13 protein-coding genes and 1 riboswitch are annotated in these 14,816 nt (G+C 34.0%); all 13 genes read right to left on the reverse strand.

The window, feature by feature from the left end:
• Positions 1-363: 363 nt before the first annotated feature.
• A complete protein-coding gene (locus tag CLOLE_RS15980; RefSeq protein ID WP_013658169.1) occupies positions 364-1,404 on the reverse strand; it encodes a hypothetical protein in 1,041 nt (346 codons plus the stop codon).
• 46 nt (positions 1,405-1,450) lie between these two features.
• Positions 1,451-4,876 carry a hypothetical protein gene (locus CLOLE_RS15985; protein WP_013658170.1) on the reverse strand — a complete coding sequence of 1,142 codons (3,426 nt, stop codon included), beginning with the start codon at positions 4,874-4,876 and terminating at the stop codon, positions 1,451-1,453.
• Between the two features lie 244 nt (positions 4,877-5,120).
• A complete protein-coding gene (locus CLOLE_RS23835) occupies positions 5,121-5,246 on the reverse strand; it encodes a clostri-philic family protein (RefSeq protein ID WP_013658171.1) in 126 nt (41 codons plus the stop codon).
• Positions 5,247-5,298: 52 nt separating this feature from the next.
• Positions 5,299-5,754, reverse strand: a complete 456-nt coding sequence (locus tag CLOLE_RS15990; RefSeq protein WP_013658172.1) for a metallophosphoesterase family protein — start codon at positions 5,752-5,754, stop codon at positions 5,299-5,301.
• 23 nt (positions 5,755-5,777) lie between these two features.
• Positions 5,778-6,314 (reverse strand): GNAT family N-acetyltransferase, encoded by a 537-nt coding sequence (locus CLOLE_RS15995; protein WP_013658173.1) that lies wholly within the window; start codon positions 6,312-6,314, stop codon positions 5,778-5,780.
• Positions 6,315-6,486: 172 nt separating this feature from the next.
• A complete protein-coding gene (locus CLOLE_RS16000) occupies positions 6,487-7,386 on the reverse strand; it encodes a copper amine oxidase N-terminal domain-containing protein (RefSeq protein ID WP_013658174.1) in 900 nt (299 codons plus the stop codon).
• Between the two features lie 87 nt (positions 7,387-7,473).
• Complete coding sequence (locus CLOLE_RS16005; protein WP_013658175.1) at positions 7,474-8,139, reverse strand: DUF6320 domain-containing protein; 666 nt, start codon at positions 8,137-8,139, stop codon at positions 7,474-7,476.
• 14 nt (positions 8,140-8,153) lie between these two features.
• Complete coding sequence (locus tag CLOLE_RS16010) at positions 8,154-9,440, reverse strand: hypothetical protein (RefSeq protein WP_013658176.1); 1,287 nt, start codon at positions 9,438-9,440, stop codon at positions 8,154-8,156.
• Positions 9,400-10,368: an alpha/beta hydrolase gene (locus CLOLE_RS16015; protein ID WP_013658177.1), complete on the reverse strand. Its 969-nt coding sequence runs from the start codon at positions 10,366-10,368 to the stop codon at positions 9,400-9,402. The genes CLOLE_RS16010 and CLOLE_RS16015 overlap by 41 nt, the downstream gene beginning before the upstream one ends.
• Positions 10,369-10,460: 92 nt before the next feature.
• Positions 10,461-11,006, reverse strand: coding sequence for a prolyl-tRNA synthetase associated domain-containing protein (locus CLOLE_RS16020; RefSeq protein WP_013658178.1), 546 nt, complete (start codon positions 11,004-11,006; stop codon positions 10,461-10,463).
• Positions 11,007-11,214: 208 nt separating this feature from the next.
• On the reverse strand, positions 11,215-12,390 hold the full coding sequence (locus CLOLE_RS16025; RefSeq protein WP_013658179.1) for a phosphoribosylaminoimidazolecarboxamide formyltransferase: 1,176 nt from the start codon (positions 12,388-12,390) through the stop codon (positions 11,215-11,217).
• A gap of 156 nt (positions 12,391-12,546) precedes the next feature.
• Positions 12,547-13,260, reverse strand: coding sequence for an IMP cyclohydrolase (locus tag CLOLE_RS16030; RefSeq protein ID WP_041713060.1), 714 nt, complete (start codon positions 13,258-13,260; stop codon positions 12,547-12,549).
• 115 nt (positions 13,261-13,375) lie between these two features.
• Positions 13,376-13,459: riboswitch (ZMP/ZTP riboswitch) on the reverse strand.
• A 91-nt stretch (positions 13,460-13,550) separates the two neighbouring features.
• Positions 13,551-14,798, reverse strand: coding sequence for an MFS transporter (locus CLOLE_RS16035; RefSeq protein WP_013658181.1), 1,248 nt, complete (start codon positions 14,796-14,798; stop codon positions 13,551-13,553).
• Between the last annotated feature and the right edge of the window lie 18 nt (positions 14,799-14,816).

Genomic DNA, 14,816 nt, shown 5'->3' on the forward strand with positions numbered 1-14,816 from the left:
GAGGCTTTTCCACTTTTACAAGTAAAATCTGCCCTCCTGGATGCTTGTGCCATTTACGCACGGTGTACATCCTTTATATTTCCAAATTACTTACATCTAATGTTACTATACATCCTTGAGTTAACTCCAAGTCAATATCCTTTTTAGATTTATAATAAAAAGCTACCTTTTCTTATATTTATATAAAACTAAAAAGCGACTTAAAGAAGTATACCTCTTCTTTAAATCGCTTTTTATCATCTTACATTTCCATAGGTGTAAAATTCATCCCACCTACTACCTGATATAAATCGCTCATATATCCTTCATTTTATAATAACTGCTACAGATACCTTCTCATATCCTAAAATCTCGCGAAAATCATTATTTTGCTAAAGAAGAATAAGAACCTAATTTAGTATAATAAACAATCCCACCTTCTAATCCATTTTCTATACCTTCTATTGCAGCATGAAGTCGATTAGAATACACAGGATCTATTAAGCCTCTTAAGCATGCTTCCTTTAACTCTGAATCGTCTATTTGATAAGAGACTTCTAAAGGCACTTCTGCACCAGCTGCTGATGCCTGCCCTGAAGTATTATACATATATACTGTAATCTTAGCTGAATAACCTGGATCCAAAGTACAGCTACATCCTAAAACCATATTATCTGATGTGATTTTATTTCTCTGTAACTTAATTGCCTTATTTTCAGAGTCTCCCATACTACATACAAATTCTACTTCCCAACCCATATATCCTTTAGGCATGACACTTACTTTATACTTTCTACTACCTGGTGTAATGTTAATAGGTACACTAATATCAGCCGTATAAGAAAAAGTAGGTGCTCCTTTATCAACAATAGTAATATTTCTCTGAGCCCATCTCAGATTATTCAGCATTAATTTAGCTTGATCTAGCTGTGTATCTACTCTTGGAAATGGATTCGTATTTTGATCATCATTAATTTGAGCAATAATACAATAATGATCTCCATTATTAGGCTTTGGTACATGTCTCCATACAAAAGGTCTATCAATAGTTCCTATTTTACCTGGCTTTAAATAATCAATATGTGCTTTATTTTCACCTAAATCTGTTTTAATAATATTATCTTGCCACATACTAGGCCAAGTAATAGTTGATGCTGGGGCATAATATAATGAAACGTTACTAGAAATGGTTCGATCGGTATTATTTTTGCACCTTATGTAAAAATAGTTATCTTTTCCTAGGACTGTATCTGTTGTTGATTGTTTTGTATAACTATCCTCTGATACAAGCGAAACTTGCCAGTCAGTAATAGGCTCATATCCTGATGGCCATATATCCGGTGAAAATGCATAATCTCCTGATGCTGGCACTGTTCCTTGACTACTTAAGTTGGGTCTCATAAAAACATTATTAAAATCTCCCATATACTTCACTCCTATTTATTTTTATTTTGTAATGCTTATTAATGATTTATGAACAGGTCACTAATATTGGCATTGCAATAGCTGCCATGCCATCAATAACACCTGCACAAGCTATACTTATGCCTTCTGTACTTGCACTAACCTCTGTTAAGAGTAATAATTTTGATATCTCTACAATTGGAGAAATAGCATTAGCTGCAATAGCTACTGGTTTTGCATGAAGACAAGCAAGGGTAGTCGGTATAATGTGCAACAAACCATATATAGCTGTAGTTAGTCTACCTGGATCTTCTGCACTATCTGCATATTTCTTAGTTAGTATATAAAATGCACCATCTATTATTAACCCTAAATTAATATAGATCCAATTAACTTTGCTTTGCCCATCTTCTGTAAAGCAATCTGGTGCCCCATCTGATGCAATCCAAGGTGTGCTAAATCCTTGCCAACAAAATTCTGCAATTAAAGGCATTATTTGTATAGCACTCGGTGCATCTTTTATACAATCAGTAATTCCAGCAAAAGAAAAGAAAAAGAAACTACTAACTGCTCCAAAGACTTTGCATAATTCTTGAACCACCTCACTAGCAGCACCCACACAGCTTTTTAAAGTATTCGTCACCTTAAATCCGGCTGCTGCTAACATACGTTCTGCATTCACCTGTTCTTTAAAGCTTGCAATGCTTGCCGAGTCAGGAAATGGTGCTTTATTTTTAGCAATTTTAAAGAAAATAGTTGCAGGTACTGCTATAATAAGTGACGCTAGATCTAATAATGTTAGTGCACTATTACCACTAATCATTTTATAAAAGGGTGAAATAAAAGGAATCTTTATTTCTGTTGTTAATAGCTTAGTTATTGCGCCCACTATGTACTCTACAATATCGAATAATGCACCCAGCACAGCTTGAGTAGCTGATAAAGTCGCTTGAACAATCCCTTCTATTATTTTAAATAAGCCGGCTAATAGGTTATTAAATAATTCATCTGGTGCTTTACCTATTTGCTTAAAATACGCTATAGCTTCTGTAAAAGCTTCTTGTGATTCTGTAAAATCAATTAACTTCTCTAGTTCTTTAATAAATTCATCTAATACACTATCCTGCTCTAATGCTTCATAAACTACACTTTCTATAGCAGGACTATTTTTCTCAAACTGCTCCATTAAAAAATTATTACTATACGCCTCTTCCATGTCTGGATCATCTAGTGTATTTTCTTTAATATATCCTAGTAAAGATTCTTTGCCTGCAATATTTTTAATTGCCCAGTCAAAAATTGTACTCACCTTGCTTTGAATGCCATCAATACCCTTCATGACAATTTCCTTAGTACCTTCTACTGAACCTTGTATAAAAGCTAATTGTTGTTGCATTAAATAACTAATAACTTCTTTACTCCTTAAAATATCATCCCAATTAAAAATAAAACCTAACCATTGGAATAATTCTTTAAAAGCAACCTTCACCTTATCAAAAATGATCTCTACCACATCAAAAGCTTCCTCTACAAAAGTAACAATTTGTTCAAATACATATTTAACACCGTCTACAATAAAATCAAAAGCTACCTTAATACCTTCAACAACAGTAGTAATCACCATTTTTACAACATCAATAACTTTATCAACAACTCCTCTAAAAAAGTCACCGATCTTAGTGATCCAGCTAAATATGCCTTGAACATTGGTACTACCTTGTTTCATGAGTAATATTTGATTATTAGCTTCTTCAAGTGATAAATCTTGGTAACACACTTGAGTTCCACTAAACTCTAAGCTCCAATGCTGAGGATTCTCAGGGACTCTTAATTTTCTTATTTCATCTAACTGTATAATTTTCCCCTTATATACGCCTTTTGCTTTTCCTCTAGTATTCATACTTTTATGTCCTACAGGTACCTGCTCTACCATTCCCATACACTTAGAAATAGCATTCGCTAAACTTGTAGTTGTTTCAGCTGTACGATAAGTATCTTCTAATAAATAAGTTCCATCTGCTTTTTTTGCGTTCATTAACTGATTGGAATCAACTTGATATAGCTTTGTTTGAACACCCTCAAATTGCTTAATCACTAGCGTCTCATCCTCTGCCATTACTGCTGGCAAATGGATGATTATTTCACTACTTGCAAGCATATTCGTTTCTTGGCTAATGGATAAAACACCTCTTGTATCAGTTGACGTTAAAATCTTATTATGAGGTCCTACGTAATAAACCCCACTCCTCGTTTCAATTTTAGTAAGTTCTGCTGCCCAAATCTCAACAGGTGTAGCAATTAACAGGGCACCTGCTGGATCATAAGCCATTACTTCAGAAGTATAAGAAGAATAAACTTCAATATGCTCTGTATCCGTTGGCAAATCTGTATATTGCCTATTCCAGTTGCCTGTTTCTAATTCATAAATAAAGTGGGCCACTCTATTTTGTGTTGTACCTACTATAAATGCCGTCAATTCCTTAGCATAACTTCCACAACAACTTACCTGTGCTATACCCGAACTTATTGGTGTTAAATCTGATGTCGTTTGACTTTCATCTATTTGCTTAACTGCATGATATAAAACATTATCTGTAGCAATACCTAATAAGTGAACTTCATCCTGTTGCACCTTACAAATATCAAAACTAGTAAAGTATTTATCTTTAGATAAAGGTATAACTTCACAGTTTTTCTTGTCCTGATTTAGTTTAAGTTCACTCAAATCTGCATTCTTACCATTTTTTATAATAGCAAAAATAATATCCTCACCAGCTTGCCCAATTACATTTTTAATAGCAATGGGACGAAGAATCGTATCACAACTATATGTTTCTATTTTTTTACTAGCCAAATGATAAGTAGCCACAATATTGTCAACGACAGCTAAAGCTAAATCTTCTTCTTGACTCCCTAACCAAATACATGCTGTATTGCCGAAAGTAGAAGGCAATAACCTAAATTCTGGAGCCTGATCTTTCCAAATCCCATATGCCACATAATAAGCTGCATCAAGCTGCGTCTTATAAAAAACGGCAATACTCATTCCTTCTTTAATCTGTTTCACACAAATGGCTTCTATAGAAGAAGCATTCACTGGCAATGGAATGGCTACATTTTCACTGGAATTAAACGTAAAACTTCCCTTCTTCTTCTCTTGCATGCAATAAAGCTGCTCTGCTTGGCTACTAAAGATAATTAGCTTGCCATTACTATCTCTTCCCAATGCAACATGATTACCATGCATTCCAATCTTTTCCCCTACCATTCCAGTTGTACTACCTGAATCTTGCTTTAAACAATAAATTTCTCCCCTCGAATCTGTGACAAATAGTGCATCTTCATATCCTGCTTCCCCTATGCAAGAAGTACTGCACATATTTGCTCCGCCCTGAATAATAGACCCGACTCTATAATTCTGCATCAATTTTGTCTGGACAGTAACACTAAACTCTTGTTCATTCACATTTGTTGCTACCTTATCACTTATCACTTTACATGACTCCCTTCTCATCCCTATATGCAAATTTCATCCAATTCTATTTTCCTTCTTGCACCTCTATTATATCTTTATTATTAAAAATAATATTGTTTTGCTAATAACAGGTAAATTAATAAGTTAAAAGGTTATTTTTGATATATATAAGGTTAATATCATACGCGTATAATGATTGGCAAAATAATAAAGGTGTACTTAGCATCAATCTCTAAGTACACCTTTATTATTTATCTACTACCTATTCAACTGGGGTTCTATAGCTTGTTTTTTTCTTTGACTCTCCATGATTATTTTGTTCCTCATGAAGTTTTTGCCTACGTTCACCTTTTTGCATTGGATTACAAGAGCCAGGTTTATTAGCCATAATAGCACATCCTTTCACAAATAGAATGAACCTATTTTAAAAATTTTATGTGTTAATGTGGTAAGTCTATTTGTTTAATTTCCATTTGTCCTTGGTTTATGGTCAGAATTGCCATTGTAATGGCTAAATCAAATCTTCTTTTACCACAGCTTCCTGGGTTTAATACATAAGTTTCTCCTTCTAAATTACAGCTATACTTATGTGAGTGACCACAGATCATCACATCTATACCTGTCCTATCCTTAATAAAATCCTTTTTATTGTGTACCATGAAAAAGTTTTTTCCTTCCACCGTAAAACGTAATTGTTCTGGAAGTGCCTCAGCCCATTCTCCTTTATCATTATTGCCTCTAACTACCTTTAAAGGTGCAATCCTCTCTAAAGTAGTTAAGATTTCTGGCTTATTAATATCACCTGCATGAAGAATAAGCTGACAATCTTCAAGCTGACTCATCACTTCTTCTCTTAATAAACCATGTGTATCTGATATAACACCTATTTTATACATCTTCTCTTCCTTACCTGTTTAATTTATTTTATTAGCATTTCATCTAAAACCTTTTCAAACAAAATACTATCTTCCCACCTGCCATTGTGGTAAATAGATTGTTTTTTTCTATCTGTAAACTGAAAACCATTTTTTATAAGTACAATTTGTGATCCAATATTATAAGGACTAGTTCCTGCCTCTAGTCGCTCTAACTGATGAACCTTTTTAGCTTGTTCTATAGCTAAGCTTACCGCCTTAGTTCCATATCCTTTACTCTGATAAGCCGCCCCTATGCGATAGCCAATTTCTGCTTTATTTAAATTGCTCCTTACCACATCTATTAAATTAACTCTCCCTACAATAACGCCTATTTTATCTTTTACTAGATACATGAAGTGTTTACCTTGTGCTTGCTCTTGTATAATTTCTTCCTGAATAAGTTCAAATTGCTTTTTATCATAATAATTATTAGCTCGTCCAAAGCCCATATTCTCAAAAAAAGCTCTATTTTGGATTTCAAATTCAAAAAGCTCATCAAAATGTCTATTTTCTAGTAAATGTATGCTTATTGGTGACATTATATCTATTTTTCCCCTTTTCTCTTGTTTTATTTTATTGTACCCGACTTTATATACTTTTGAGTAGAAGTTACTATAAAAAGTGACCCTATATTTTAATTGTTTGCTATATAAGGCAGCTATGTAAAAAAGGCAACTATGCTTTTTTTCATAGCCGCCTTACTTTGTTATTTTACCATTCTTCTGAATCCCATTCAGTAATCCATCCAAATTGATCAAGTATACTACCAGAATAGGTACCAGCCTCATCTTCTATGTAATTGCTCCAATTACAGAAAAATACAGGCACATACGTATCTAAATCCGTTACATCCTCATAGTAACTACAATCATATGCCCCTACAAATTTTACATTAGCATGATTTGCAATTAACTCTTTAGCAGCATTTTCCATATGTGCTTTAAGCTGTGCTTTAACCTTCTCTTGGGTAGTAGCATCTTTAATTTGGAATATTTTATTTAACTCAGCTTCTTCAAATTTACCGTATACTTCATAGTCCCAAGAAGCATCTTCATCTCTATTAACGTTTTCATACACCCAGAAAAACATATTAATATTCCCTATATCTGTACTACATACGCTATATTTATTTCTTAACTCTTTTTCAATATAAGCTTCATTTTCCGTTGTTTGGTAGGTTTCTTCAACAGAAGAAATAATATTAATCACACCATTTTCATAAGCAATTTCACACCCTAATCCTTCTGAAATGGCTCGTAAAGGTACCATTGTTACACCACTTATTTGTTGTGGAGCTACACTCAAAGCAATATCTTTTTCTTTTTGTGTAGAACTATTCCAGATATTAAGATTCTTATCTCCTATAGACATCGTTAAAGTAACATCACTTTTTGAAATAGTAATACCTCTGTATTCTGGATACCACTTTACTTCTGCTCCTAATTTTTCACTTACTAGGCGAAGAGGTACTAAAGTTGTACTGTTTTTTTGAATAGGTGCCACAGTTGATTTTACTTCTTCCCCATTAACTATAATCTTAACGCTTGCACCAAAAACTGTAGATGTAGCTACCAGCATAGTTAGTAAAAATATACCTAATTTCTTTTTCATTTCTCATTCCCCTTTATAGACGACTTATCTAACAGGATGATTATATCACTTTTGATTTTTTCATTCAATTTAAAATATTTTATTTTACTAAATATGCAGTCTTCGTTTAAGCTCACTATACATAGCAGAGCCTTCAAAAATAATAAGTGCGGTTACCGAAATAATACTTACCATGATACAAACAAGAGAAGGGATAGGGGTTTTTACACTATTAGTAACTAAAAATACAACGGGAATGATACCAAATAGGGCATCTAATAAAAGATAAATCATATATTCTCCGGCTTGCAGATGTAAAATCTTTGAGAGTAAGTACATGACTATCATAGCCAAGGTAAATATAATTGGCAAAACAAAAGTGACTGCCCAACCATGCTGTCCTGTGACATAATCTATAAACAATGCTAAAACAATAATAATAAGACTTTGGTGTAATAAATACTTTAAAATACTTCTATGTTTAGCAATAGCAATACTTAAGCTAATGCGTATACAAATCAAGGTAACAACTACTATAAGTGCCCACCAAATATTAGTAGGGAATAAAATATTGAGAAATACAGATATAATGCCAACTAAGGTCATCAGAAAGGTAAGTACCTTCATAACCATATGCCTTTCCTTTGTTCCTTTATAAGCTGTTGGAAATAAGTCTTCTTCTATGTTATCTAGCTTACTTAGTTCATTTTGGCATAAAGGACAATAGTTTTCTGTTCCTACGATTTTAACCTTACATTTTCCACACCACTTCATCCTTTTCGCCTCCTTTATCCACTGATTTCTCCTAAGTTGTCCATTACATTAGTGGAAAGTTCTACCTCTATGCCCCTGCTTGTTAAAGTTCTAAAAAAATGCTTTTGTACCTGACTACTGATAAAAGGAGAAGTAAAGCTAATAGAGAGCTTGTCTCCATAAGAGCATAAACAAACCTGTACCTTAGTTGTACTTACACAAACGTCAAAGGCATCAATATAGGGTTCTAACTCTTTTGGCATCGTAACCTTTCCAATATTAGAAAAACTAGTGGTTACCTCATTGCTAGATAAATGATGTGCAAAACGTAGGGTAGGCTTTTTAAGGACTAATGGGATAGCCCTTGTTATATAATTATGTTCTAGAGCAACTAAACGATTTAAACGTAGCTGGAATTTTTCTGTCGTTAATTCCTTTTCAAAAAAGCTCTTTAAATAACTAATAATCTCCGTCAGCTCTGGTTCCTTGTCTCCGAAGTAATAAGGTACATGAACCACACTAAAAAAGTTACGTGCTGAAGCTGATTTAAAATATGGCCTCAAATTAACGGGAACAGATACCACCACAGGACGTTTTCTATCCTTGATGGCCATTTCTTTTCCTATAGAAGCTATCAGTATTGCTCCTAAATAAACCGTCAAGGTTGTATCATACTCATGGGCTTCTTTTAAAACTGCTTTTACCGATACAATGCCATTAACTACTTTAAGAATATCTCCCTCTAGTCTTTCTCCTCTAATCTTATAGGCTTTTCCTAGAGAAGGATTTTTAGCACTTTTACCTTTGGAAAAATGTGCTTTAAAACCATCTGCTTCTTTCTCCGCCGTAGAAGCATCATAGTCGATTTCTGGTATATAATCCTTAAAGACTTCCTTATGTTTTAAAACCAAGTAATGGCGCACTATGGTTTTTAGAAATTGCAGTGCGCCTACACCATCTGTTAGTGCATGATAAATTTCTAAATTAATGCGCTTTTTATAATAGGTTACCTCAAATAATAGATTCTTGGTGTCCTCATGATATAGCGCACTACAAGGTGGTTTACTTTCTTCTTCAACCTTAGGCTTTAAACGGCTTGTTTCAAAGTAATACCAAAACAAGCCCTTTCTAATAATAGAAGCATAAAGCGGAAAGGACTTCATGGTTTTATCTAAAGCTTGCTGCAAAAGTTTTGGTTCAACCTCTTCTTTTAATCTGCAAGCAAATCTAAATACTTTTGTATCTTGATTATTACTAGTGGGTGGAAAAATCTTGGCAGCATTATCTAGACGCCTCCAAGCTGGTGTTTTTGTTTCGTTCATCTTCTGTCCCCTTACTTAAAAAACGATTAATTATAGTATAACACGTTTTTACCTCTTCAAACAAAGGGGGTAGTGCAAAAAAACCATGAATAGCTTCTGGAATTTCATAAAATTCTACCTCATTACCAGCAGCTTTTAACTTTTCTCCATAGGCTTTACCCTCATCTCTTAACAAATCAAATTCTGCTGTAATCATTAAGGTTCTTGGTTGATTAGTTAAATCTTCCGCTAGTAAGGGTGCCACATAAGGATTCTGAAGTTCCTTAGGGTCACTCACATATAAGCTGAGGTAGTTAGCCATACGTGTCTGAGTTAGCAAATAATCCTTCCCATTTTCCTTAACAGATGGGAAGGGTGAAGCATCACTATAATCATTATAGGTGGCTGGATAAAGTAAAATCTGCTGCTCTACTTGAAACTCACCTCTATCTCTGGCTAACAAAGACACAGCCGCTGCTAAATTAGCCCCTGCACTATCTCCTATTAAAGTTACTTTTTCTAATGGATGGTTAAATAATAGGGTATGAGATACCACTTCCTTAACCACTGCATAACAATCCTCAAGCCCAGCTGGAAAAGGATGCTCTGGTGCAAGACGATAGTCTACAGATAAAACAATATGACCTGTCTTATTAGCGAGACGTGTACATACTTTACTATAACTATCGATATTACCTGTTACAAAGCCTCCTCCATGAAAAAAAATCATCAGCGGATAAACGCCTTCCTTCTGAGGAAAAAATAGTCTTACAGGAATCTGATGATCACCTACTTTAATCTCATGATCCCAAATTTTATAAAAAGGCTTAAGCATATGAGGATGGGCAAGATTCACCATTCTGCGCTCGAGCTTGTATGTTTCTCTTAAGTCTTTTTCTGGATAAATCATTTTTCTGAGTGTCGTTAGCATCTTTTTATTAATTGGCATAGTAGTCTCCTCGGCACTTTTTAATGGTTTACTTTATTCTTGTATTATAAGGCTTTATAGCAGTATTATTCAACGCATAGCTACCAATATATTTATATTGTTACGTAGGTAATAGGATGATTCAAATAGGGAATCAATCTTTCTATTAAATCAGAGGTTTTAATCTTTAAGCTAGTAGTATTGATACAAGGGTGGAAACCAAAATACTCTGTTTCTAAAATGGCTTCATCTATAAGTAATTGTACTCTTTGTTCTTGATCATAAAGTAACCCTGTAATACTTACAGAGCCTGGTGTTAAATTTAAATAGTCTTCTAATATTTCAGGTGCACCAAACGATAATCTAGTAGAACCTATTTGCTGAGCAATAGGGCTACTTTTAAACGTTTTATCTCCTGGCATCACTAATAAATAATAGTGGTCTTTTTTACTATTGCATAAAAATAAATTTTTATAAATGGTGATTCCTAGATACTGATCAATTTCTCCGCAGTCTTCTATGGTTGCCACTGCTTCATGATCTAAACGTTCAAAAGGAATACCTAGCTGCTCTAAAATAGAATAAATAGCCATTTCTTTTTCTAATCTACCTTCTGGAGAAGGAATAGTTGTATATAAAGTCGGGTCAATCCTCATCATTTGCGCCTTCTTTCTTCATAACCATAACATGCTGTATAGTTCATTCTTGTATTATAGGCGCTATAAACTTATTATTCAATGCTACTGCTTTAACAAAAAGGATGGCTAAACAGTTAATACCCCTTTACATCTAAACATACAAAAATAGGATATTATAAAACATAATGTCTTATAATATCCTATTTCAAATTGAATTGATTATTTCATCTTAATGGTGGAATAAACGAATGCCTGTAAAGCACATTGCTATCCCATGTTTATTGCAAGTTTCAATCACTTGCTCATCACGAATAGAACCGCCTGGCTCAGCAATATATTTTACCCCACTCTTAACAGCTCTTTCAATATTATCTCCAAATGGGAAGAAAGCATCTGAACCAAGTGCAACACCTTCCATTTGATCAAGCCAAACTCTTTTTTCTTCTCTTGTAAATACAGCTGGTTTTACTTTGAAAATCCTTTCCCATTCACCATCTGCTAAAACATCCATGTAATCTTCTCCAATGTAAAGGTCAATGGCATTATCACGATCTGCACGTCGAATATCATCTACAAATTGAAGACCAAGTACTTGTGGAGATTGACGAAGGAACCAGTTATCAGCTTTTGTGCCAGCAAGGCGTGTACAATGGATTCTTGATTGTTGACCAGCACCAATACCAATTGCTTGACCACCCTTAGCGAAACATACTGAGTTAGACTGTGTGTATTTTAAAGTAATGAGTGAAATAATTAAATCAATCTGTGCACTTTCTGGGATTTCTTTGTTCTCTGTTACAACGTTGCTAATAAACGCTTTATCAATTTTAAGTTCATTACGACCTTGTTCAAAAGTAATACCAAATACTTCTTTACGCTCAATAGGATTTGGTATGTAGTTAGGATCAATTTGAACCACATTGTAACCGCCTTTTTTCTTACCTTTTAAAATCTCAAGTGCTTCTTCTTCATAACCAGGAGCAATAACCCCATCAGATACTTCTCTTGCAATCATCTTTGCAGTAGCCACATCGCAAACATCTGAAAGTGCAATAAAATCACCGAATGAAGACATTCTATCTGCACCTCTAGCTCTTGCATAAGCATTTGCAAGTGGTGAAAGTTCCCCTAAATCTTCTACCCAGTAGATTTTCTTTTCTACATCAGTAAGAGGAAGCCCTACAGCAGCTCCTGCTGGTGAAACGTGCTTAAAAGAAGTTGCGGCTGGAAGCCTTGTTGCTTCTTTTAACTCTTTAACTAATTGCCAGCCATTGAATGCATCAAGGAAGTTAATATAACCTGGTTTGCCATTTAATACTTCAATAGGAAGTGTACCCTCTTCGCTATAAATTCTTGATGGTTTTTGATTTGGATTACAGCCGTATTTCAATTCTAATTCTTTCATTCCTATTCCTCCGCTCATTTATTTACATCCTATATAATGGTTTATCACCATTATTTCTTGATCGCTTATTACTACCAATCAAGTCCTTCGTTTTTGATGACTTCTTTCGTCTATTTAATTTTATCTATTTAATGATACATATTTTATTATTGGTCTTTAATTATTTTTATTAACAATACGTGTCTCATATTTTCCAGTTTCAAGATCAATATATCTTACAAATAAAGAAACTTTATTGTCTTCATTTAAGCTTTCCCATAACATCTGAGTGAAATCTTCAATATCATTTGGAATTTCAACTAGCTTTGGTTCTCCTTCAAAGCTTGGTAGTGGATCTTCATTGCATTTATAAGTATGGATGAAACGTCCTTCACCTGCTTTGGCATTTTCATATGTAAAGGTATAACGATTACAGCTTGAAGGATCTCCATTATTGCTCTTTAAAATGCTCATGGCATAGTTATAATTGCCACTTTCAATATGCATGATCCCTGAAATTCTAGGTGTGTAGTTAGGACCATCTGGCTCAAACTCTCTCGTTCTAAGCGCTTGTTCAAAAGTTTGCTGTTTATCCATTAACTCATAAATGGTATCTGTTTGATCTCCATTCGTTACAATTGTTTTATTACCAAGTACACGAACAGGTGCATAAATGATTAAGCTTGGATCTGTTAATTTAGAAGGATCAAAAGCTTGTGTACGAATACCTTCACCATCTTCTACGAATATACGATTTCTACTATTTTCACTTCTACCCATAATAAAGTAAGCTGTTACTGCATGTTTACCATCTTTTGATCTGCCGATGACAATCCCTCTACCTGGATATGGATTTTGTTTTAATTCGTTTTCTAATGAAATCATCTTCATTCTCCTTTAATCATTTTTAATTACTTTTGAGTCATCTCAGTGTCAGCATCATCTTTAGTCCTTCAATGATATTATTTTCTAAAAACGAAAAATGCCGGCACCTGAGTAACCTTACAAAGGTCGCCCAGGCGGTCGGCATTTCTAAATTTCTGTACTCCCTGTGGGTGCTCCCACTTATCCGCCAGTCGTACAGAACCTAAATTTAGGGTACACTATTTTAAATTAGATTTCAACTATAATTCATAAAAATATTATATTCTGATTTTATCAAACATTATATTTCTTCATTCCTAATCTTTAATCTGATTAACATTCCAACGTACTAATAATGTAACCATTAATGTCAATACTGCTGATAGATAAAGAATAAGCTCAAGCTTTGTTAAAAAGCCCTCTACTAAGAACCCAAAGGTGAGCTGTCCTAAAGGAATACATAAAGTAGCAAAGGCAGCTCCAAATGCAGATACCTTACCTAGCATAGAAGACTGGGTGGCTTGATAAATATAACTAGCACTTAAAACATTAGCAATCCCTAATATGAGCATAATAAGCATACCAAATACGGCAAATAAAATGGTACTCATCCCTGCATTTACCATGCGATTGCTATAAAGATAAACGGCTATTCCCATCATCATAATAGATACAGCTGTGACGTATAAAAGGCTATGAATCTTTTTAATATGGAACTGCTTTGGCTTAATCGCTATAATCATCCCACCTATAATCATTCCTAATGCAATAAAGCCTTCTACCATGCCATATACTTCTGAAGACATACCAAAAACGACTTTAATGATATAAGGTGCTCCTACACTAAAAATAGGTACTAAAAATAAGTTATATAAGCCTGAAATAAAAATCATACGAAATATAATAGGATTTTCATTTTTTAAGTAATGATAGCTTTCTTTCATTTCATTAGCGAATACTTTAGTAAATGGTTCTCCCCCTTCTTTCTTTGTAAAGGGTATGGTTAAAAACATTTCCATCACTGCAGAAAAAAGAAAGCTTATAATATTAAGTATAATAACACCTTTTATTCCCAACACGCCATATAATACCCCTGCTATAAGAGGTCCTAAGAAATTACTTAATGATGCCACCTGTTGAATAATGGCATTACCTCTTACTAACTGATCATCAGCTACCAGAATAGGAATACAGGTATTAACTATAGGTTGATATAAGGTGGATATCACCGAAAGCAGAACCATCATTATAGCTACAATGACAACGTAGTCTCTTCCTTGAAATATAAATAACGCATAAATCATTAATATGATGCCACTTATAGTATCTAATAAGACCATCCACTTTTTCTTATCGCCTCTATCTGCTAGTATTCCTGCTATAGGAGATACTAAAACAATGGGTAGCATAGAAATAGCTAAAATAGTAGCAAATAGGCTGGCAGATCCCGTTAAATCTAATAGATATAAAGAAAGGGCAAATCGCTGAATTGAACTTCCAAATAGCGATATAATTTGCCCTATGACTAATATCATAAAATTTTTACTATATAATTGATTAGACATATTGTCTCCTTACTTTTC

The sequence above is a fragment of the Cellulosilyticum lentocellum DSM 5427 genome (genome assembly GCF_000178835.2).
Classification (GTDB): domain Bacteria; phylum Bacillota; class Clostridia; order Lachnospirales; family Cellulosilyticaceae; genus Cellulosilyticum; species Cellulosilyticum lentocellum.